Here is a 20,893-nt window from a genome sequence, read left to right on the forward strand (position 1 = left end):
CTACTGCCTGGCCAGCATCACCTCGCTGACCCGGTCGAGCTGGGTCAGCAACTGCTCGGCCCTGGGCTTGAAGCGGGCCAGCTCCGTCCTGGACAGTATGGCCGCCTGGGGCAGCTTTACGGTCTTGGGATCCTGGTGCACGCCGTTGACCAGGAATTCGTAGTGCAGGTGGGGCCCCGTTACCCGGCCGGTGGCGCCGACGGTGCCGATCTGCTGCTCCTGCTGTACCCTTTCCCCCTTCTTGACCATGCGCTGGTGCAGATGCAGGTACTTGGTGAGGTAGGTGCCGTCGTGGCGGATCACCACATAGTTGCCGTTGAACTGGTTGTAGCCCGATTCCACCACCACGCCGCTGCCCGCCGCCACCACCGGGGTGCCGGTGCGGGCGGCGTAGTCGATGCCCCTGTGGGCCTTGATCTGGCCGGTGACCGGATGCAGGCGGCGCGGGTTGAAGTTGGAGCTGATGTGGCTGAAGTTCACCGGTGCCCGCAGGAAGCTCTTGCGCATGGCCCGGCCTTCGGGGGAATAGTAGTTGCCGTCGTCGTGGCGCACGGCCCGGTAGACCTTGCCCTGATTGATGAACTCGGCGGCCAGGATATCGCCGGTGTCCACGTGGATACCGTCCTTGTAGCGTTGCTCGTAGAGCACCGCGAAACGATCCCCGGCGCGGATATCCAGGGCGAAGTCCAGGTCCCAGGCGAACATGGCCGCCAGGCTCAGGATCTGGCCCGGGTTCAGGCCGGCTCCGATGCCGGCGTTCCAGAAATTGGAGTTGACCTCGGCCTGGGCGTACTGGGTCCTGTGCTCCAGCTCGGCGCTGATGATGCGGCTGTGCAAGCTGTCGCCGGTCTGCCTGATCTCCAGGGTGCGGGCGGCGTCCAGCGGGTAGCTCAAGGCCTTGAACTGGCCTCGCTTGTCGAGGAAAAAGGTCAGTCGTTCGCCGGGGTGGATCTTCTTCAGTTGCTCGGCGTCGGCTCCCAACTGGCTGATGTCGTGCAGCAGGCTCGAGGACAGTCCGTTGCGGGCAAAGATGGACGACAGGGTGTCGCCGGCGCTGATGCGCACCACCAGCTCCCGGGCATGCAGGCTGTCGTCGGCGAGGGGGCGATCTTCCACCTCCAGGGGCAGGGGCTGGCGCGCTTGCGTCACCGGCCGTTCGGCCTGGTCGCGGCTGGCCAGGGCCGATTCGGTCGGCGCCATGGCCAGCAACGCCATGGCGGTGCTCAGGGCGCCGATGGCGATCTGGTGGCCGCGGGGCAAGAGTTTGAATATTCTGATTACGGGCATGCTGTGCTCTTCCCTGAATTCCGCGGGGATTTTACAAGCTTTCCAATTTCTCCGCCATTCCAGTAATATGCCTTCCTTGATTTGTTTGGGTCGTCCTTGATAGCTGTCGTGATGGCGCCGCGGCGCTTTGCCCTGTTCCGGTAAAGCGGATCGCCCGCCGGATCGGTGGAGCCCCCGCCGGCAGTTATTCGGGCTTACAGCACAGGAGTATAGTCGTCATGTCCCAGCTGGAAGCGGCATTAGCGGAAATAAAGCGTGGTGCCGAAGAGATACTGGTTGAAGAAGAACTGGTCGCAAAACTGAAGGAAGGCCGTCCGCTGCGGATCAAGCTGGGCATGGATCCCACGGCGCCGGATATCCATCTGGGGCACACCGTTATTCTGAACAAGCTGCGTCAGTTTCAGGATCTGGGCCATGAGGTCTTGCTGCTTATCGGTGACTTCACCGCCCAGGTCGGGGATCCCAGTGGCAAGAACAGCACCCGCCCGCCGCTGACCCCGGAGCAGGTGGCGGACAACGCCAAGACCTACGCCGAGCAGGCCTTCAAGGTGCTGGACCCGCACAAGACCCAGATCGTCTACAACTCCAGCTGGCTGGGCGAACTGGGTGCCACCGGCATGATCAAGCTTGCTTCCAAGCTGACGGTGGCCCGCATGCTGGAACGGGACGACTTCAAGAAGCGCTACACCTCCGGTCAGTCCATCGCCATCCACGAATTCATGTACCCGCTGCTGCAGGGCTACGATTCGGTGGCGCTGAAGGCGGACGTGGAGCTGGGCGGCACCGATCAGAAGTTCAACCTGCTGATGGGCCGCGAGCTGCAGAAGGACGCGGGCCAGTCGCCCCAGGTGGTGCTGACCATGCCGCTGCTGGAAGGGCTCGATGGGGTCAAGAAGATGTCCAAGTCCGCCGGCAACTACATAGGGGTGGACGAGGCACCGGAGCAGATGTTCGGCAAGATCATGTCCCTGTCCGACGAGCTGATGTGGCGCTACTTCGAACTGCTGTCCCGCCGCAGCCTGGAAGAACTGGCCGAGCTGCGCCGGCAGGTGGCCGAAGGTGCCAACCCGCGCGACATCAAGATACTGCTGGCCAAGGAGATCATCACCCGCTACCACAGCGAGGCGGCGGCCGAGCAGGCGCATCAGGATTTTGTGCTGCGCTTCCAGAAGAACGCCATTCCCGAGGACCTGCCGGAGGTGACCCTGCAGGCGGGGGTTGAGGGCATTGCCATTGCCAACCTGCTGAAGGACGCCGGCCTGGTGGATTCCACCTCCGAAGCGCTGCGCATGATCAGGCAGGGGGCGGTCAAGGTGGACGGCGACAAGCTGGACGACGGCAAGCTGCTGGTACAGCCCGGCCAGGCCGTATACCAGGTGGGCAAGCGCAAGTTCGCCCGGGTGACCGTTGCCTGAGTAGGGTGCCGGGACTGATAAGCCGAAACAGGGCAGGCCCATGGGCCTGCCCTGTTGTTTTTTTGGTGTTACGCCTCCCCCCTCGCTCTTTACCCCTCACCGGGTCAGCGAGAAGGCCGGCAGCGACAGGTGCCAGCGGATGGCGGCCACTCGCAGGGCGAAGGTGCCCAGCATGCCAGCCAGGGTGGCCAGCAAGGGGGTGACGCCCAGGGCCAGGGTGCCGGTATAGAGAATACCCCCCAGGATGCAGGCGGTGGCGTAGATTTCCCGCTGCAGCACCATGGGCACCTCCCGGGCCAGCACGTCGCGGATCATGCCGCCGGCCACCCCGGTGATGACCCCCATCACCACCGCCACCATGCCCGAGGTACCGTGGGCCAGGGCCTTTTCGGTGCCGATCACGGTAAAGAGCGCCAGGCCGAAGGCATCGGCCAGGGGCAGTATGTACCAGGGCAGTCGCCGTGGCAGCCGGGCGAGGTACTGGCCCAGCAGGGCGGTGGCCAGTATCACCCACAGATAGGTGGTGTCCGCCACCCAGAACACCTGCTCGGCGCCGATGATCAGATCCCGGATGGTGCCGCCGCCGATGGCGGTCACCGCCGCCAGCACTATCACGCCAAAGCCGTCCATGCGCAGCCGGCCCGCCACCAGCACGCCGGAAAAGGCGAACACGGCGGTGCCGAACAAATCACTCCAGTAAAATACCGCATCGACCAGGGGCAGCATGGCTCTCTATCTCGCAGAAAAGGGGCGCATTGTATAGAGGCGCCCCGTCGAACACAATCACCCTCATTCTGCCCGGGCCCGGTCCAGTTGCCGGCACAGCTGGCGGATGCCTTCGGGAGTACGGGGGGTGAAACGGTGCAGCAGGTCTGCGTCCACCGTCAGCAGGCGCTCCCCCTGCACCGCCCGCAGGGCGGGCCATTGGTGCCAGAGGGCCAGTTCCTGCTCGTTCGAGGCCAGTATCACTTCGGGATCCCGGGCCAGCACGAACTCGGCGTTCAACTGGGGGTAAGGGGCGGGGCTGTCGGCCATGACGTTGACCCCGCCGCACAGGCGGATCGCCTGGCCCATCCAGGTGCCGTCGTTGACCGACATCAGCGGGGCCGAGCCCAACTGGTAGAACACCGACACCGGTCGGACGCCCTGGTAGCGTTGCGCCAGCGCGTCCAGCTGCTGCAGGTAATGCGCCGCTACCGCCCTGGCCTGCCGCCGCTGGCCGGTCAGTTCTCCCAGATAGATCAGTTCCTCGGCCAGATCCTGCAGCCGCAGCGGTTCGGAATAGGCCACCGGTATACCGAGGCGGAGCAGCGGCTGCACCTGCACCTGCTGGGCGCTGCGCCAGGCCAGCACCAGATCCGGCTGCAGCGCCAGTATCCGCTCCAGGTTGAGAGAGCGGTAATTGGCGATCCGGGGCAGGGCCAGGGCAGCGGGCGGATAGTCGCTGGCCTCGTCGACGGCGACGACCCGGGGGCCGGCACCGATGGCGAACAGCATCTCGGTGATATGGGGGCTCAGGCTGACGATGCGGCGGGCCGGCTCGGCGGCCTGGACGGCGCCGCACAGCATGAACAGCAGTAACAACCTAGCCATGGTAGAGGGGAACCAGCAGCCAGGCCCAGGCCAGGGACAGCCAGAACAGCAGGGCGATCGCCAGCCGGCCCAGCAGGGCCCGCACCTGAGCCTCGGTGAGGTATTGCTTGCTGCCGAGCTTGGGGTAGTACTCGGTGGCGTCGCTGTAGCGGCGGGGCCCGCCCAGGGTGGCGTCCACCCCGGCGGCGGCCACCGCCAGCAGTCGGCCGGCGGCGGGCCAGGGCCAGAGCCGGCCCTGGGGCCAGGCGCGGATGGCGCGCAACGAGCCCGGATAGAGTGTCAGGGTCAGGGCCAGCAACTGGAACGGCAGCCAGGCCATGGCCCGGTACAGGTGGGAGGGAACCAGGCCGAAGGCCCGCCACGACGTCAGCTTCACCGGCCAGGCCTGGACACAAAGGCGCAGCAGGGCGAACAGCAGGGCGGCGTAGACGCCGCCGGCCAGGTACCAGCACAGCAGGGCGAAATCCCCGGCCAGGCGCAGCAGGGCCACCTCCGCCACCGCCTTATGCAGCCCCAGGGGGGAGAGGGGATCCGTCCGGCGCAGGCACAGGGGTGCCAGGGTCAGCCGTGCCAGGGGTCTCTGCTCGTCCACCTGCCGCAGGCAGCGGGGCAGGGCGCGGGCCAGTCGGCCCAGGTCCAGGCAGCACCACAGCAGCAGGGGCTCCAGCAGCGACGGCCAGGGCGCCAGCACCGCCAGCGCCCAGTAGCCGGCCGCCAGGGGCAACAGCAGGCAGAACAGCAGGGCCAGGCCGGCCCCGTGCAGGTAGCGGGCGCCATAGTGCTCGCCGTTGAGGCGGCCGCCGAGCCGAGCCAGGCCGCCGACCAGGGCGAGCTGCACCCTGCCCGGGGGCAGGGCCAGGTTGAGCAACAGGGCCAGGCTGAGCAGGGTGAGCGGATGTTCCAGCAGGGCGGGCATGGGGGATCAGCCTTGCAGCCGTTCCACCATGGCCAGCACCATGGCCGAGGAATGGCGGGCCGCCACTTCCAGGAAGGCCTCGAAGGACTGGGCCTGCTCCTTGCCGGCGATGTCGGACAGGGCGCGCACCACCACGAAGGGTACCTGGAACTGGTGACATACCTGGGCGATGGCGGCGGCCTCCATTTCGCAGGCCTTCATCAGGGGAAACGCGGTCACCGCCTTGCTCAGTTGATCTTCCCGATGCATAAATTGATCGCCGGTGCAGATCAGGCCCACCGCCGAGCGGATGTCCTGCTGCCCGGCCAGGCATTCCCGGGCCAGGGCGATCAGGGCGGGATCGGCGGCAAAGGCGGCTGGCTGCTGGGCCATCTGTCCCATCTCGTAGCCGAAGGCGGTCACGTCCACATCGTGGAAACGCACCTCGTCGGAGATCACCACGTCGCCCACGTGCAGCGTCGGATCGAAGCCGCCGGCGGAGCCGGTGTTGATCACGCAGGCAGGGGAGAAGCGTTCGAGCAGCAGGGTGGTGGCCACACTGGCGGCCACCTTGCCGATGCCGGAGCGGGTGATCACCACCTCCCTGCCGGCCAGTTGGCCCTGGTAGAACTCGCAGCCCGCCACGCTGGTGGTTTTTGCCTGCGCCAGCCGGGATCTGAGTTCGGCCACTTCCTGCTCCATGGCGCCGATAATGCCGATAGTCATAAGGGATTCTCCCGTAACGAAAAAGATGGACGGGAGTGTACCACTATCCGATGGAAAGGCCGATCGGCGATCTGTGTGGGCAGTTGGCTGTGCAAGAGGCTGCCTGAAGCCTGTGTATCCGGCCAGGGCGTGTCGGTGGAGGTGGTCCTGCTGACGCTTCGTTGAGTCGTTACCGACAATCGTCGCACTTCCGGGGGAAGGCAACAGAAACAACAAGGCCGCTCGATGAGCGGCCTTGGAGAACGGCGCTGACGGGGTTCAGAGCCCGATATAATCCATGATGCCTTCGGCGGCCTTGCGACCTTCGGCGATGGCGGTCACCACCAGGTCGGAGCCGCGCACGGCGTCACCGCCGGCGAAGATCTTGGGATTGCTGGTCTGGAAGGCGAAGTCGCTCTGCTCGGGGGCGATGATGCGTCCCCACTTGTCGGCCTCGATGCCATACTCCTTCAGCCAGGGCTGATCGTGAGGCTGGAAGCCGAACGCCATGATCACCGCATCGGCGGCCAGAACCTGCTCGGAGCCGGGCACCGGCTCGGGGCGGCGGCGGCCGTTGGCATCGGGCTCGCCCAACTGGGTGGTGACCACTTCCACGCCGGTGACCTTGCCGTAGTCGTCCACCTGGATGCCGGTGGGCTGCAGGTTGAACATGAAGTTCACCCCTTCCTCCCGGGCGTTCTGCACCTCGCGACGGGAACCGGGCATGTTGGCCTCGTCCCGGCGATAGGCACAGACCACGTGCTCGGCGCCCTGGCGGATGGAGGTCCGCACACAGTCCATGGCGGTGTCGCCGCCGCCCAGCACCACCACCCGCTTGCCGCTCATGTCGATGTAGTCGGCCGCCTGCTTCTCGAAGCCCAGCAGCCGGTTGGCGTTGGAGATCAGGAAGGGCAGGGCGTCGTACACGCCATTGGCGTCTTCGTTGGCCAGGCCACCGCGCAGGTACTTGTAGGTGCCCACGGCGAGGAAGACGGCGTCGTAGTCGTCCAGCAGGGTCTGGAAGCCGATATCCTTGCCGACTTCGGTTTCCAGGCGGAATTCCACGCCCATCTCGGTGAAGATCTCCCGGCGCCGGCTCATGACCGACTTCTCCAGCTTGAAGGCGGGGATACCGAAGGTCAGCAGGCCGCCGATTTCCGGATAGCGGTCGAACACCACCGGGGTGACGCCGTTGCGCACCAGGATGTCGGCACAGGCCAGGCCGGCGGGGCCGGCACCGATGATGGCGACCTTGCGATCGGTCTTGATCACCTTGGACATGTCAGGGCGCCAGCCCATCTCGAACGCCTTGTCGGTGATGTACTTTTCGATGTTGCCGATGGTCACGGCACCGAACTGATCGTTGAGGGTGCAGGAGCCTTCGCACAACCTGTCCTGGGGGCAGACCCGGCCGCACACCTCGGGCAGGCTGTTGGTCTGGTGACACAGGTCCGCCGCCTCGAAGATGCGTCCCTCGTTGGCCAGTTTCAGCCAATTGGGGATGTAGTTGTGTACCGGGCACTTCCACTCGCAGTAGGGGTTGCCGCAATCCAGGCAGCGATCGGCCTGCATCTGGGCCTGGCTGTCGGAAAAGGGCTCGTAGATCTCCACGAACTCGATCTTGCGGGTGCCGATGGCCTTCTTGGGCGGATCGACACGTTGTACGTCTATAAACTGAAATACGTTCTGGCTCATCACAATCTTCCTTTACTGCGCATGGACCCGCAGCTCTGCGGTAGAGCGGCTCTGGTGGCCCAGCAGGGATTTCACATCGCTGGATTTCGGCTTGACCAGCTTGAACTTGGGCAGGTAATGGCTGAAGTTGGCCAGTATCTCCTGCGCCCGGTCACTACCGGTTTCCTGCAGATGTTGGGTGATGATGCCGCGCAGGTGCTCCTGATGGATCACCAGCTCGTCCAGTTCCAGCAACTCGACCAGCTCATGGTTGGTCTTGAGGTGGAAGTCATCCTCTTCATCCAGCACATAGGCGAAGCCTCCGGTCATGCCGGCGGCGAAGTTGACGCCGGTGCGACCCAGTACGGTGACGATGCCGCTGGTCATGTATTCACAGCCGTTGTCGCCCAGGCCTTCCACCACGGCGATGGCGCCGGAGTTGCGCACCGCGAAACGTTCGCCGGCTCGGCCGGCCACGTAGAGGTGACCGCCGGTGGCGCCGTACAGGCAGGTGTTGCCCACCAGGGTGGCTTCATGGGACGCGAAGGCCACGCCCACATGGGACTTGATCACCAGCTTGCCGCCGGTCATGCCCTTGCCCACGTAGTCGTTGGCGTCGCCGGTCAGGATCATTTCCAGGCCGCCGGCGTTCCACACCCCGAAACTCTGTCCGGCGGTGCCGTCCAGGTGGATGCGGATGGGATCCGCCGCCATGCCCTGGTTGCCGTGGCGCTTGGCGATCTCGCCGGACAGGCGGGCGCCCACCGAGCGGTCGGTGTTGCGGATGCTGTAGTAGAAGTCGCCACCACTGCTGGTTTCCACCGCCTTCAGGGCGTCTTCGGTCATCTTCAGGTTGAGCGGACCCTTGTCGAAGCTGGGGTTCGACTCCTGGCAGAACACCGCCAGGCCCGGCTTGGGCTCGGGCTTGGCCAGGATACCGGAGAGATCCAGCTTCTGCTGCTTGGCGGTGATGCCGGGCAGCACCTCGAGCAGGTCGGTGCGGCCGATCAGATCGGTCAGCTTGGCCACGCCCAGTTGCGCCATCAGCTCGCGGGTTTCCTCGGCGATGAACCTGAAGTAGTTTTCCACCATTTCGGGCAGGCCGAGGAAGTGGTCCTTGCGCAGTTTTTCATCCTGGGTGGCCACGCCGGTGGCGCAGTTGTTCAGGTGGCAGATACGCAGGTACTTGCAGCCCAGGGCCACCATGGGGCCGGTACCGAAGCCGAAGCTCTCGGCGCCGAGGATGGCAGCCTTGATGATGTCCAGGCCGGTCTTGAGACCGCCGTCCACCTGCAGCCGTACCTTGTGGCGCAGGCCGTTGGAAACCAGTGCCTGCTGGGTCTCGGCCAGGCCCAGCTCCCAGGGGGAGCCGGCGTACTTGACCGAGGTCAGCGGGCTGGCGCCGGTGCCGCCGTCGTAGCCGGAGATGGTGATCAGATCCGCGTAGGCCTTGGCCACGCCGGTGGCGATGGTGCCCACCCCGGGCTCGGACACCAGCTTGACCGACACCATGCAGCTCGGGTTGATCTGCTTGATGTCGAAGATCAACTGGGCCAGATCCTCGATGGAGTAGATGTCGTGGTGCGGCGGCGGCGAGATCAGGGTCACGCCCGGCACCGCATAACGCAGCTTGGCGATCTCGGCCGTTACCTTGTGGCCGGGCAACTGGCCGCCCTCGCCGGGCTTGGCGCCCTGGGCCACCTTGATCTGGATGACCTCGGCATTCATCAGGTAGTGCGGGGTCACCCCGAAGCGGCCGGAGGCCACCTGCTTGATCTTGGAGTTCTTCAGGCTGTTGAAGCGGCGTGGATCCTCGCCACCCTCGCCGGAGTTGCTCTGGCCGCCCAGGCGGTTCATGGCGATGGCCAGGGCCTCGTGGGCCTCGGGGCCCAGGGCGCCGATGGACATGGCGGCACTGTCGAAGCGCGGGAACAGATCCTGCGCCGGCTCCACCTGATCCAGGCCGATGCCCTGGCCGTTGTCCTTCAGGGTAAAGAGGTCGCGCAGCATGGCCACGGGCCGCTCATTCACCAGCCTGGCGTAGGTCTTGTAGTCGTCGTAGCTGCCGGAACGTACCGCCTGCTGCAGGCTGTTGACCACGTCCGGGTTGTAGCTGTGGTACTCGCCGTCGTGCACGTACTTGAGCAGGCCGCCCTGGTTCAGCGGCTTGCGGGCAAGCCAGGCCACCCGGCTCAGGTTGAACAGATCCTGCTGGAAGTCCTCGAAGCTGGCACCCTGCACCCGGCTGGACACGCCCTTGAAGCACAGGTCCACCACGTCCTGGTGCAGGCCGATGGCCTCGAACAGCTGGGAGCAGCGGTAGGAGGCGACGGTGCTGATGCCCATCTTGGACATCACCTTGTACAGCCCCTTGTTGATGCTGTTGCGGAAGTTGAGCACGGCTTCGCGCAGGGGCATCTTGAGTACGCCGTCTTCCACCATGCGGCCCAGGGTTTCATAGGCCAGGTAGGGATAGATGGCGGTGGCGCCGAAGCCGAGCAAGACCGCGAACTGGTGCGGATCCCGGGTGCTGGCGGTTTCCACTATGATGTTGGAGTCGCAGCGCAGGTTGTTCTCGACCAGGGTGCGCTGCACCGCGCCCACCGCCATGGCGGCCGGGATCGGCAGCTTGTCCTTACTGATGTGGCGGTCGGTCAGCACCAGCAGCACGGTGCCATCCTGTACCGCGGCCTTGGCCTCGGCACAGAGACGTTCGATGGCTGCCTTGAGACCTTCTTCCGGCGCGAAGTTCAGATCCAGAATATGGTGCTTGTGGTGGGTCTGCTCCAGCTCCAGCAACTGATGGAAGTCGGAATAGAGCAGGATCGGCGACTCGAACTGTACCCGGTGGGCGTGGCCGTGGGTCTCGTTGAACACGTTCTGCTCGCGGCCGATCAGGGTGGCCAGGGACATGACGTGGTTTTCCCGCAACGGATCGATGGGCGGGTTGGTCACCTGGGCAAACATCTGACGGAAGTAGTCATAGACCGAGCGGGCCCGGCTGGACAGCACCGCCATGGGGGCGTCGTCACCCATGGAGCCGACCGCTTCCTGGCCGTTCTCGCCCATCACCCGGATCACCTGATCCAGCTCCTCCATGGAGTAGCCGAACAGCTTCTGGTAGGTGCGCAGGGAAGTCTGGTCCAGTTCGCACTGGCCGGCCTTGTCGTCGGGCAGATCCTCGAAGCGGGTCAGGCGGCGCTTGTGCTTGGTCATCCACTCCTTGTAGGGGTGGCGGGTCTTGAGGTCGTCGTCGATCTCGAAGCTGGTCCAGATCTTGGAGGTATAGGTATCGACCACGAACAGCTCGCCGGGGCCGACCCGGCCTTTCTCCAGCACCTCGTCCGGGGTGTAGTCCCAGATGCCGATTTCGGAGGCCAGGGTAATAAAGCCATCCTTGGTGCGCACGAAGCGGGCTGGGCGCAGGCCGTTGCGATCCAGGGCGCAGGCGGCGAAGCGTCCGTCGGACATGACGATGCCGGCGGGGCCGTCCCAGGGCTCCATGTGCATGGAGTTGAAGTCGTAGAAGGCGCGCAGATCCTCGTCCATGGACGGGTTCTTCTGCCAGGCGGGCGGGATCAGCATGCGCATGGCGCGGAACAGGTCCATGCCGCCGGCCAGGAAGAGTTCCAGCATGTTGTCCAGGCTGGAGGAGTCGGAGCCCTGGGTATTGACGAAGGGAGCGGCGTCGTGCAAGTCCGGCAGCAGCGGTGAGGCGAACTTGTAGGCGCGGGCCTGGGCCCACTGGCGGTTGCCGCCGATGGTATTGATCTCGCCGTTATGGGCCAGAAAGCGGAACGGCTGCGCCAGGGGCCAGCGCGGCTGGGTGTTGGTGGAGAAGCGCTGGTGGAACACGCAGATGGCGGACTGCATGCGGATGTCGGCCAGATCCAGGTAGAAGCGCGGCAGATCCGCGGGCATGCACAGGCCCTTGTAGGTCATCACCAGGTTGGACAGGCTGACCACATAGAAATAGTCGTCGTTGATCCGCTTTTCGATGCGGCGGCGCACGATATAGAGGCGGCGCTCCAGATCCTTGGCGACCCAGCCGGTGGGGGCATTGACGAACACCTGCTCGATACGGGGCAGGGAGGCCTTGGCGATCTCGCCCAGCACGCCGGTATTGACCGGCACTTCGCGCCAGCCGACCAGGCTCAGGGTTTCCCGTTCCAGCTCTTCGTTGACGATCTGCCGGGCCTGTTCGGCCAGCACCGGATCCGGGTTGAGGAACAGCATGCCGACCGCGTACTTGCGGCCCAGGTTCCATCCTTTGTCTTCCGCCACGGCGCGGAAGAAACTATCGGGTTTTTGCATCAACAGGCCGCAACCGTCGCCGGTTTTGCCATCGGCGGCGATACCGCCCCGGTGTTGCATGCGATCCAACGCCGAAATCGCGAGTCGGACAAGCTTATGGCTGGCTTCGCCTTCTGTGTGGGCGATTAGGCCGAAACCACAGTTATCCTTCTCAAGCGCGGGGTCATAAAGAGACATTGCATTCCTCCATTGCTCAAGCCGTTGGGCCGAGCGACTACTTTTGTCAGCACGACATGCTCTGAAGCGTCCGTTGCCATTGGTGGCTAATTTACCAAACTATAGAGATTTTTTTGTGAGGTCAATTAAAGAAACAATGCCCTAAGTGGCTGTTCAACATGACCCGGAGTAGGATATTTCAATGAAAAACCCAGTTGTTTGGTTATAAATCTTACATATATGGTTATTTTCGATACTTTATCTTGGTTATCCGAATGTTGCAGGATAATATAAAATACAACGTTTTTTGTTGTTTTTTTACAACACTTTGCTGGCAAGCTTTGAGCTGGCTCGCAATTTTTACCCCCGCAGCGGCCGCCCCCGGACGAGGGCGGAAAAGAAAATCCTTTTACATCATGTGCTTATAAATTCATTTTTAATGCATAATATTTCTTTTTCTAGTCGTTGGCAACCTGAAATGGCGTCCCTGACATAAAGTTACCTGTTGGCCGACAACGACGATCCCCGTTCAGGGCCCGGATGGGCTTCGTTTGTCCCATACCCGGCATGACAGCCCGCCCCTAAGCCGGTATCCTGCCTCCTTGCCGTTGTTGACAGGACAAGAGTCGATGAAACCCATAAAGACCTGGGCCCAATATTACGTTGATCTGATGACCAAGCTGGGCATAGTGCGTTTCAGCATGCTGCTGGCGGCTTGCATCATCCTGCTGGCCATCTTTATCCAGGTGGGGGTGACCCTGTTCCTGCGCGGCTCGGTCGAATCCATCGACCTGGTGCGCTCCATCTTCTTCGGCCTGCTGGTGACTCCCTGGGCGGTGTACTTCCTGTCGGTGGTGGTGGATCAGCTGGAGGACTCGCGCCAGCGGCTCAGCCGGCTGGTGCAGCGGCTGCAGCAGATGCGGGAGCGGGATCTGGAGCTCAACGGCGAATTGCAGGAAAAGATACAGCTGCTCAACCGCCAGATAGAGGAAACCCACAGGGCGGAGGCGGCCCGTCAGCAGGCCATCGAGGATCTGGAGGCCGAAGTCTACCAGCGGGAAAAGGCGCAGATGGAATCCCAGGAGCGTTCCGCCCTGCTGCGCTCCTTTATCGATACCTCGCCGGATCTGGTGTACTACCGCAATGAGCTGGAGGAGTTTTCCGGCTGCAACAGGGCGATGGAGAACCTGCTCGGCCGGCAGGAGAAGGAGCTGATCGGACTGACCCCCCATGACGTCTACCCGGAAGACGTGGCGGAAAAGGTGGTGGAAACCGACAAGGAGGTGTTCGCCCGCAACGAGAGCCAGACCTACGAGCAATGGCTGCAGTACCCGGACGGCCGCCGGGCCTGTTTCGAGCTGCGCAAGGTGCCCTTTTTCGATCGCAACGGCAAGCGGCTGGGCCTGCTCGGCTTCGGCCGCGACATCACCGAGCGCAAGCGCTACCAGGAGGAGCTGGAAAAGGCCAGCCGCGACAAGACCACCTTTATCTCCACCATCAGCCATGAACTGCGCACCCCGCTCAACGGCATAGTGGGCCTGAGCCGGATCCTGCTGGCTACCGAACTCAGTCCCGAGCAGCGCCAGCACCTCAAGACCATCCATTTCAGCGCCGTCACCCTGGGCAATATCTTCAACGACATCATCGATCTGGACAAGCTGGATCGCAGCCGGCTGGAGCTGGCGCCGGAGCCGATGGACTTTCCCGGTTTCCTCGACGATCTGGAGAGCCTGGCCCGGCTGCAGGCGGAGCAGAAGGGGCTCTACCTGCACTTCGACCGGGACGGCGACATGCCCGAATGGATACTGGCCGACGGCACCCGGCTGCGCCAGGTGTTGTGGAACCTGGTGGGCAACGCGGTCAAGTTCACCGACGACGGCGGCGTCACCATCCGCTGCATGGCCGACGAACTGGCCCCGGGCCAGGTGACCCTGCGCTTCGATATCGAGGATACCGGCATCGGCATCCCGGCGGAGCTGCAGCAGAAGATCTTCGCCCTCTACTTCCAGATCGAAGGCAAGAAGCACGCCACCGGCACCGGCATCGGCCTGGCGGTGTCCCAGCAGCTGGTGGACGCCATGCACGGCACCATAGAGCTGGACAGCGAGCCGGGAGAGGGCTCCTGCTTCAGCGTCACCATCACTGTGCCCACCGCCCGGGCGCCGGTGGAGGATCCGGCCCTGTCCCGGCTGCCCTGCCTGTCGGTGCTGTTGGTGGAGGATGTCGAGCTCAACATCACGGTCGCCTGCGCCCTGCTGGAAAAGCTGGGGCACAGGGTCACGGTGGCCCGGGACGGGGCCGAAGCCTTTGCCTTGCTGGCCGGACAGGCCTTCGACCTCGTCTTCCTAGACATCCAGTTGCCGGACATGACCGGCTTCGATATCGCGGCCCGGCTGCGGGACGAAGCGCGGGAGAACCATCAGTCCTTGCCGCCCCTGGTGGCCTTGACCGCCAACCTGATCAGCGACAAGCAGCAGTACCTGGCCAAGGGCATGGACGACGCCATCAGCAAGCCCCTCTCCTCCAAGGCCATCAAGGGGGTGCTGGCCCGCTTCTTCGCCCATCGGCCCCAGCCGGTGGCGATGGCGGCACCCGCCGCCGGGACGGAGGAGGGCGGAGTGCTGGATCTGGTTTTTCTGGAAGACTACGTGGAAACGGTCGGCGCCCTGACCCTGCTGTCCAGCGTCGAATTGCTGGAGGACATGGCAGGCGGCTATCTGGCGCGGCTCAATCAATTTATGGCGGAAAAGCGGCAGCAGGACATCGTCGATGAAGCCCACAAGATCAAGGGCGCGGCCGGCTCGGTGGGACTGAAGCGGGTGCAGCAGCTGGCCCAGCGCATCCAGAGTCCCGAGCTGCCCGACTGGTGGCAGCAGCTGGATGCCTGGGGCGAGGAACTGAACCGGCTGCTGCCCGCCGATCTGGCGATCTTGCGACACTGGCTGGAGAACAGAGCATGAGTCTTTATCGGGAACTGATCTTGGGCGAACGGTGGCAGGGAGAGGCCGGGGAAACACCGCTGGAGGCGATAGAGGCGGATCGCAGCCGCATAGTGCAGTGCTCGCCGGTGCGCCGGCTGCAGCAGAAGACCCAGGTGTTTCCTCTCGACGTCAAGGCGTCGGTGCGCAGCCGCCTGACCCACTCCCTGGAGGTCAAGGAAACCGGGCGGCAACTGGCGCTGCGGGTGCTGCCCGGGATTGAGCAGGAGGTGGACAAGGAAGCCTTTATCAGCCTGGTGGAGATGGCCTGCCTGCTGCACGACGTGGGCAATCCGCCCTTCGGCCATTTCGGCGAGGTGGTGATCGTCGATTGGCTCGGCTCACGCCTGCCGGCGCTGTTCCGCCAGGCGGTGGGCAAGGGCTCCCGCCAGTGGCCCATGCTGATGGCGGATCTGCGCCAGTTCGAGGGCAATGCCCAGAGCCTGCGGCTGCTGCACAGCCTGCAGGGACTGGATCTGACCCTGAGCCAGCTCGCCGCCCTGCAGAAATACGTGCGCGGCGCCTACCAGCGCCGGACCGCTGGGCTCTGGCAGCAAAAGCCGGGACATTTCTTCAGCGAGCGTCCCCTGGTGCAACAGATCCGGATCCGTTTTCCGAGCACCGCCCGGGGCCGTTATCCGCTCACCTACCTGATGGAGGCGGCCGACGACATGGCCTATGGGGTGGCCGATCTGGAAGACGCGGTGGACAGGGGGGTGCTCAGCCTGGCGGAGCTGGAGCAGGCACTGCTGAGCGAGGGCAACGACTACCTCAAATCCCGCTGGCAAGAGGCCGTGGTGGATGAACCCGGCTTTTTCAGCCGCTTCCGCCAGGGCATCAACCGGGATCTGCTGACCCTGGTGAGCGACCAGTACCTGCGGCACCACCAGGCCATCCTCGACGGGATACATGATGCTCCCCTGCTGGCGGTGGAGGAAGCTCCGGCCCAGGCGCTGCAATGGCTGAAGGAGTTCGCCCACCGACGGGTGTTCAAGCGACGGGAGGTGGAGGCGTTGGAGTTGTCCGGCTTTGCCGCCCTCAAGGGGGTGCTGGAGGCCTTCGCCCCCCTGCTGGCGCTGCCGGCGGCGGAGTTCACCACACTGGACAGCCGTCAGGACGCCAACGGCCTGGTATTGCGCCGGCTTTATCATCGGCTGCCGCCCCGCCATCTGGCTGCCTACCGGCGGGACAGCAGGGGGGCGGCCTACTTCGAAAAGGAACTCGAACGGGAGTGGTACTTCCGGGTCCGGCTGTTGCTGGATTTCGTCAGTGGCATGACCGACACTTATGTCCTGGAGGAATACCGCCTGCTGTGCGGCTTCCAGGGCTGAGCCGTCCACCGGTACCATGGATCCGGTGACTGCCGCTGCCCGCACCCTGGGGGCGGCATGGCAGTCGAGGTGGTGGCTCAGGCATGTCGTGGGGGTATCCGAGGGAACCTGAACATGCGCTACCTGATATTGAGTTGTTCACTGTTTCTGAGTGCTCTGGTGCAGGCTTCCGGCCCCGTGATGGTGATGCATCGGGTGGCCTCCGGCGAAAGCTGGCAGTCCCTGGCCGGCCGCTATCAGGTGAGTGAGCGAACACTGCGGATGGAGTTCAACCGGGAGCGCTTCCTGACGCCCCTGGCCGCCGGCGACTGGATTTGGGTGCCGGACAGGCCACCCTTGCCGAGCCGCATCGAGGCTCCCGCTTCCGAGCCCTTTTCCCCGAATCCGCAAACCCTTCCGGTGGCGACGACCGAGCTGCCGCAGTTGGGGCCGCCGGATCCCGCCGCCGCGCCCAAGAGCGACCAGCTGTTGCTGGCCATCGCCAGCGCCGCCAAGGCCGCTGCTACCGATGAGCTGGACAAGTTCGTGGAGCAACAGAGCCATCACCTCGCCGACGACACCCTGTCCTTCGGGACCCGCCAACTGACCGCCTTGCCCTGGCTGAATCCCGAGGACTGGGAATGGGATTACCAGTTGCCCCTGTTCAATAAGGAGCCTCGCCTGAACAGCCGCATGGCCTTGCCACTGGCGTCACAACTGCACAGTGAGCTGGGCGTGGACTATCGGGAAGAACGGCTGACCTATCAATTGGGAGTGCACTATCGCCGCGGTCTGACCGCAGAGGTGGCGGGGCATCTGGAGCCGGTTATCGATTACCAGGAACAGTCCGCCCACCGGCGGGCAGGCTTGTTGTTGTTTCTGAGCCACCCCGACTGGGCTCTGGGAGGAGTCCAGTATCGCCCTCTGTCCGGCTGGCGGGAAGACGATGGCGGGGGGGAGCGACCGGCGGCGGGACGACAGTGGTTTGCGGAAGGTCGGCTTGGATTCCTGCCCGGGCTCAGCCTGTCTGGTCAGCAATACCAGTGGCAGGGGCGGCGGCTCAGTCTGTTTGGCAGCGGCGACAGGCACAAGGCGGCAACATCCCGTCAATGGTCGCTCAACTATACGCCCTGGCGCATCTTCCGCCTGCAAAGCGCCCTGCTCAGCAACAGTAAGGACAAGTTTGAAACCAGGATAAGGCTGGGCATAGAGTTGCCCTTGTTGATGGCGCCGGGTCAGTGGTGGCAGAGCCCGGAGCATGGTTTGCGCTACGATCGCCATCAGCCCCTGCAGTATCACCAGGTGATGGTACTGGAGCACAGATAAGGGACTTGCCGAGGGTTACAGCCGGGTGTAGTCGCTGTTGGCGATACTGGCCGGGGTTTCCTTCTGTAGCAGGGTCAGCAGCAGTATGGCACGGGTATCGCCGTCGGCTTCCTGGTAGATGGCCTCCAGGCCGGCAAAGGGCCCCTGGCTTATCTGCACCGGCTCGCCGCATTTGGGCAGGTCGCTCAGCTTTTCCCGCAGTTCGTCACTGTCCGAGCGACACATCAGTTCATAGACCAGCTCAGAAGGAACCACGCAGGGCAGGGCGCCGAAGCGGACCAGGTTGCGAATGCCGCGGGTGGAGCTGATGGTGGTGGAGCTGGTGAGCTCCAGATCGGCGCGTACGAACAGATAGCCGGGAAACAGGGCTTCGGTGCGGGTGACCCTTTTCCCGCGGACGATTTTCTGGACTTCCACGAAGGGGTAGAAGGCTTCTATTTCCTGGTTGCTCAGGTTCTGCAGCGCCCTGCTTTCTTCCCGGGGCCGGCAATGGGCCAGATACCACTTTTGCATAGAACACCCTGGCTCATGGTTTAAAGGATCATTATGACAGTACAAATAAAAAAGGCCACGGCTCGCCGTGACCTTGCTGTCTTTGTGAGCGGGGCTTACCAGCCCTTGACCACGCCGCCCTTGAACAGTTCCAGGGCCGCCTGGTACACCTCTTCGCTCTGGTAGGCCTTGACGAAGGTCTGCACCCGCTCGTCGTTTTGGTTGTCTTCCCGGGCCACGATCAGGTTGACGTAGGGGGAGTCCTTGTCTTCCACGAACAGGCCGTCGCGGGTCGGCAACAGGTCGATCTGGGAAGCATAGGTGGTGTTGATCACCGCGAAGGCCACGTCATCCAGGGAACGCGGCAGCTGGGGCGCCTCCAGCTCGATGATCTGCAGGTTTTTCGGGTTGGCGGTGATGTTGAGCGGCGTGGCTTCCAGGCCGACGGCATCGTCCACTTCGATCAGCTCCTGTTGTTCCAGCAGCAGCAGGCTACGGCCCAGGTTGGTGGGATCGTTGGGTACGGCCACCTTGGCACCGTCGGCCAGCTCATCCAGGGACTGGATGGACTTGGAGTAGCCGGCGATGGGGTAAACGAAGGTATTGGCCACCGGTACCAGCTTGTAGCCGCGGTCGGCGATCTGCTTGTCCAGGTAGGGTTTGTGCTGGAAGGCATTGATGTCCAGGCTGCCGTCGTTCAGGGCCACGTTGGGGGTGACATAGTCGCTGAAGGACACCAGCTCCACCTCCAGGCCGTATTGCTCCCTGGCGACCTTGGCCGCCACTTCCGCCACCTGTTCCTCGGCACCGGCGATCACGCCCAGGCGCAGGGGCTTGGCCGGTGCGGCTTCTTGGGTGCTGTCCTGGGCCTGTTCACCGCAGCCGGCGAGGGCTAGGGCGGAAGCGAGCATGCTGACGGTGGCGAGCGATTTGAAACCTGACTTCATGGAAAGACTCCTTTAGATAAATCAACGATGATCCACATAAGCCACCAGGCGTTCGCCGGCGCTTTGAATGATTTGTACCAGTACTACCAGCATCACCACGGTGATCAGCATGATCTGGGGATCGAAGCGCTGATAACCGTAGCGAATACCCACATCCCCCAGGCCGCCGCCACCGATGGCGCCGGCCATGGCCGAATAGTTCACCAGGGTCACCAGGGTGATGATGATGCCGTTGAGCATGCCGGGCAGGGCCTCGGGCAGCAATACCTTGCAGATGATCTGCAGCCGGCTGGCGCCCATGGCCTGGGCCGCTTCCACCAGGCCGGCGGGGATTTCCATCAGGGCGCCTTCCATCAGCCGGGCCACGAAGGGAATGGCGGCCACGGTCAGCGGCACCACGGCGGCGACGGTGCCGATGCTGGTACCGACCACGAAACGGGTGAAGGGGATGATGGCCACCAGCAGGATGATAAAGGGGATGGAGCGGCCGATGTTGACCACGGTGCCCAGCACCTTGTTGAAGACCCGGTTTTCCCAGATCTGTCCCGGCTTGCTGACGTGCAGGGCGATGCCCAGCGGGATCCCTAAGGCACAGGCGATGGCCCCGGAGCCGAAGGTCATGATCAGGGTTTCCCACAGGGCCGAGAGCAGCAGATTAATCATGGCGTCGGACATAACCGAGTAACTCCACCTGAATTTTGTGATCCTGAAGGTAGGCGAGGGCGGAGCGGGTGTGCTCCGGCTGGCCGTCCAGCTCGGCCAGCATAAAGCCGAACTTGACCCCGCCCGCGTATTCGATGTCGGCGCTGAGGATGGTCACGTCCACCCCCAGCTCCCGGCTGAGGATGGAGATCAGCGGGGTATCCACCGTCTCGCCGGTAAAGCCCAGGCGCACCAGGGGCAGGGCGTCCGCCACCGGCTCGGCCGACAGCCGGCGCCGGTATTCCTCCGGTATTTCCAGGTGGATGGTGGAGGAGATAAAGCGGCGGGCCAGCTCGGTCTTGGCGTTGGCAAAGAACCAGGCCACTTCGCCCTGCTCGATCAGTTCGCCGTTGCTGATGATGGCGACCCGGTCACAGATGCTCTTGACTACCTGCATCTCGTGGGTGATCAGCAGTATGGTCAGGCCCAGCTTCTTGTTGATGTCCTTCAGCAGGGTCAGGATGGATTGGGTGGTCTGGGGATCCAGGGCCGAGGTGGCCTCGTCGCACAGTAGTACCTTGGGCTGTGGCGCCAGGGCGCGGGCGATGGCCACCCGTTGCTTCTGGCCACCGGACAGCTCGCTCGGGTAGGCCTTGGCTCTGTGGGACAGGCCCACCAGCTCCAACAGTTCGTTGACCCTGTGCTTGATGGCGGCCTTGTCCATGCCGGCCAGCTCCAGGGGCAGCGCCACGTTGGCGAACACGGTGCGGGAGGAGAGCAGGTTGAAGTGCTGGAAGATCATGCCGATATTGCGGCGTGCCCTGGGCAGTTCGCCGTTGCCGAGCCGGGTCAGATCCTGGCCGGCGACGATGACGCTGCCCTCGGTGGGACGTTCCAGCAGGTTGACGCAGCGGATCAGGGTGCTCTTGCCGGCACCGGATTCACCGATGACCCCCATGATCTGGCCGGCCGCCACCTCCAGATCCACGTTTTTCACGGCGTGGACGGCAGCGGCACCCTCGCCGTAGCGTTTGCTGATATTGATTAGTTTGATCATCGGAGGATGAGCCCTTCCGGTATGGTTATCCACTGTGATAACAGATGAGTGTAGAGACAAGTCATGCAAGCATCACTAATGGCAGTGGATGCTAGGCCGTCT

Annotated in this window: 15 protein-coding genes; 4 read left to right on the top strand and 11 right to left on the bottom strand. The window is 63.9% G+C overall.

Annotated elements, in window-relative coordinates; translation table 11 throughout:
- On the bottom strand, nt 1-1,287 hold the full coding sequence (locus AN401_RS01480; RefSeq protein WP_096778355.1) for a peptidoglycan DD-metalloendopeptidase family protein: 1,287 nt from the start codon (nt 1,285-1,287) through the stop codon (nt 1-3).
- 218 nt (nt 1,288-1,505) lie between these two features.
- On the opposite strand from AN401_RS01480, the gene tyrS reads away from it, so the two are divergent.
- Complete coding sequence (gene tyrS, locus AN401_RS01485) at nt 1,506-2,702, top strand: tyrosine--tRNA ligase (RefSeq protein ID WP_096778356.1); 1,197 nt, start codon at nt 1,506-1,508, stop codon at nt 2,700-2,702.
- A gap of 96 nt (nt 2,703-2,798) precedes the next feature.
- On the opposite strand, the gene AN401_RS01490 is transcribed toward tyrS, so the two are convergent.
- The 6 genes from AN401_RS01490 to gltB all read right to left on the bottom strand — a co-directional run bounded on the left by AN401_RS01490 (nt 2,799) and on the right by gltB (nt 12,060).
- Nucleotides 2,799-3,428, bottom strand: a complete 630-nt coding sequence (locus tag AN401_RS01490) for a trimeric intracellular cation channel family protein (RefSeq protein ID WP_094041030.1) — start codon at nt 3,426-3,428, stop codon at nt 2,799-2,801.
- Nucleotides 3,429-3,491: 63 nt separating this feature from the next.
- A complete protein-coding gene (locus AN401_RS01495; RefSeq protein ID WP_096778357.1) occupies nt 3,492-4,295 on the bottom strand; it encodes a cobalamin-binding protein in 804 nt (267 codons plus the stop codon).
- Nucleotides 4,288-5,211 (bottom strand): cobalamin biosynthesis protein, encoded by a 924-nt coding sequence (locus tag AN401_RS01500; RefSeq protein WP_096778358.1) that lies wholly within the window; start codon nt 5,209-5,211, stop codon nt 4,288-4,290. The genes AN401_RS01495 and AN401_RS01500 overlap by 8 nt, the downstream gene beginning before the upstream one ends.
- A 6-nt stretch (nt 5,212-5,217) precedes the next feature.
- Nucleotides 5,218-5,916 carry a 5'-methylthioadenosine/S-adenosylhomocysteine nucleosidase gene (gene mtnN / locus AN401_RS01505; protein WP_094040335.1) on the bottom strand — a complete coding sequence of 233 codons (699 nt, stop codon included), beginning with the start codon at nt 5,914-5,916 and terminating at the stop codon, nt 5,218-5,220.
- A gap of 258 nt (nt 5,917-6,174) precedes the next feature.
- Nucleotides 6,175-7,590, bottom strand: coding sequence for an FAD-dependent oxidoreductase (locus tag AN401_RS01510; RefSeq protein WP_096778359.1), 1,416 nt, complete (start codon nt 7,588-7,590; stop codon nt 6,175-6,177).
- Between the two features lie 12 nt (nt 7,591-7,602).
- Nucleotides 7,603-12,060, bottom strand: coding sequence for a glutamate synthase large subunit (gene gltB / locus AN401_RS01515; RefSeq protein WP_094040333.1), 4,458 nt, complete (start codon nt 12,058-12,060; stop codon nt 7,603-7,605).
- A gap of 608 nt (nt 12,061-12,668) precedes the next feature.
- Here gltB and arcB point away from each other — a divergent pair.
- The 3 genes from arcB to AN401_RS01530 all read left to right on the top strand — a co-directional run bounded on the left by arcB (nt 12,669) and on the right by AN401_RS01530 (nt 17,653).
- A complete protein-coding gene (gene arcB / locus AN401_RS01520; protein ID WP_096778360.1) occupies nt 12,669-14,999 on the top strand; it encodes an aerobic respiration two-component sensor histidine kinase ArcB in 2,331 nt (776 codons plus the stop codon).
- On the top strand, nt 14,996-16,348 hold the full coding sequence (gene dgt / locus AN401_RS01525; RefSeq protein WP_094040331.1) for a dGTPase: 1,353 nt from the start codon (nt 14,996-14,998) through the stop codon (nt 16,346-16,348). Before arcB ends, dgt begins: the two co-directional genes overlap by 4 nt.
- 114 nt (nt 16,349-16,462) lie before the next feature.
- A complete protein-coding gene (locus tag AN401_RS01530) occupies nt 16,463-17,653 on the top strand; it encodes an inverse autotransporter beta domain-containing protein (RefSeq protein ID WP_157772123.1) in 1,191 nt (396 codons plus the stop codon).
- Between the two features lie 15 nt (nt 17,654-17,668).
- On the opposite strand, the gene rfaH is transcribed toward AN401_RS01530, so the two are convergent.
- The 4 genes from rfaH to metN all read right to left on the bottom strand — a co-directional run bounded on the left by rfaH (nt 17,669) and on the right by metN (nt 20,791).
- Complete coding sequence (rfaH, locus tag AN401_RS01535; protein WP_094040328.1) at nt 17,669-18,166, bottom strand: transcription/translation regulatory transformer protein RfaH; 498 nt, start codon at nt 18,164-18,166, stop codon at nt 17,669-17,671.
- 95 nt (nt 18,167-18,261) lie between these two features.
- Nucleotides 18,262-19,092 carry a methionine ABC transporter substrate-binding lipoprotein MetQ gene (gene metQ / locus AN401_RS01540; protein WP_094040327.1) on the bottom strand — a complete coding sequence of 277 codons (831 nt, stop codon included), beginning with the start codon at nt 19,090-19,092 and terminating at the stop codon, nt 18,262-18,264.
- 21 nt (nt 19,093-19,113) lie between these two features.
- Nucleotides 19,114-19,767, bottom strand: a complete 654-nt coding sequence (locus AN401_RS01545; RefSeq protein WP_094040326.1) for a methionine ABC transporter permease — start codon at nt 19,765-19,767, stop codon at nt 19,114-19,116.
- Nucleotides 19,748-20,791 (bottom strand): methionine ABC transporter ATP-binding protein MetN, encoded by a 1,044-nt coding sequence (metN, locus tag AN401_RS01550; protein WP_094040325.1) that lies wholly within the window; start codon nt 20,789-20,791, stop codon nt 19,748-19,750. Before metN ends, AN401_RS01545 begins: the two co-directional genes overlap by 20 nt.
- Between the last annotated feature and the right edge of the window lie 102 nt (nt 20,792-20,893).

The sequence above is a fragment of the Zobellella denitrificans genome (genome assembly GCF_002407485.1).
Lineage (GTDB): Bacteria > Pseudomonadota > Gammaproteobacteria > Enterobacterales > Aeromonadaceae > Oceanimonas > Oceanimonas denitrificans.

Coding starts and splice junctions, on each gene's coding strand:
- AN401_RS01495 (WP_096778357.1), bottom strand. CDS start 4,295: ATGGCTAGGTTGTTACTGCTGTTCATGCTGTGCGGCGCCGTCCAGGCC.
- rfaH (WP_094040328.1), bottom strand. CDS start 18,166: ATGCAAAAGTGGTATCTGGCCCATTGCCGGCCCCGGGAAGAAAGCAGG.
- AN401_RS01480 (WP_096778355.1), bottom strand. CDS start 1,287: ATGCCCGTAATCAGAATATTCAAACTCTTGCCCCGCGGCCACCAGATC.
- dgt (WP_094040331.1), top strand. CDS start 14,996: ATGAGTCTTTATCGGGAACTGATCTTGGGCGAACGGTGGCAGGGAGAG.
- metQ (WP_094040327.1), bottom strand. CDS start 19,092: ATGAAGTCAGGTTTCAAATCGCTCGCCACCGTCAGCATGCTCGCTTCC.
- AN401_RS01490 (WP_094041030.1), bottom strand. CDS start 3,428: ATGCTGCCCCTGGTCGATGCGGTATTTTACTGGAGTGATTTGTTCGGC.
- gltB (WP_094040333.1), bottom strand. CDS start 12,060: ATGTCTCTTTATGACCCCGCGCTTGAGAAGGATAACTGTGGTTTCGGC.
- AN401_RS01500 (WP_096778358.1), bottom strand. CDS start 5,211: ATGCCCGCCCTGCTGGAACATCCGCTCACCCTGCTCAGCCTGGCCCTG.
- AN401_RS01510 (WP_096778359.1), bottom strand. CDS start 7,590: ATGAGCCAGAACGTATTTCAGTTTATAGACGTACAACGTGTCGATCCG.
- tyrS (WP_096778356.1), top strand. CDS start 1,506: ATGTCCCAGCTGGAAGCGGCATTAGCGGAAATAAAGCGTGGTGCCGAA.
- AN401_RS01530 (WP_157772123.1), top strand. CDS start 16,463: ATGCGCTACCTGATATTGAGTTGTTCACTGTTTCTGAGTGCTCTGGTG.
- arcB (WP_096778360.1), top strand. CDS start 12,669: ATGAAACCCATAAAGACCTGGGCCCAATATTACGTTGATCTGATGACC.
- AN401_RS01545 (WP_094040326.1), bottom strand. CDS start 19,767: ATGTCCGACGCCATGATTAATCTGCTGCTCTCGGCCCTGTGGGAAACC.
- mtnN (WP_094040335.1), bottom strand. CDS start 5,916: ATGACTATCGGCATTATCGGCGCCATGGAGCAGGAAGTGGCCGAACTC.
- metN (WP_094040325.1), bottom strand. CDS start 20,791: ATGATCAAACTAATCAATATCAGCAAACGCTACGGCGAGGGTGCCGCT.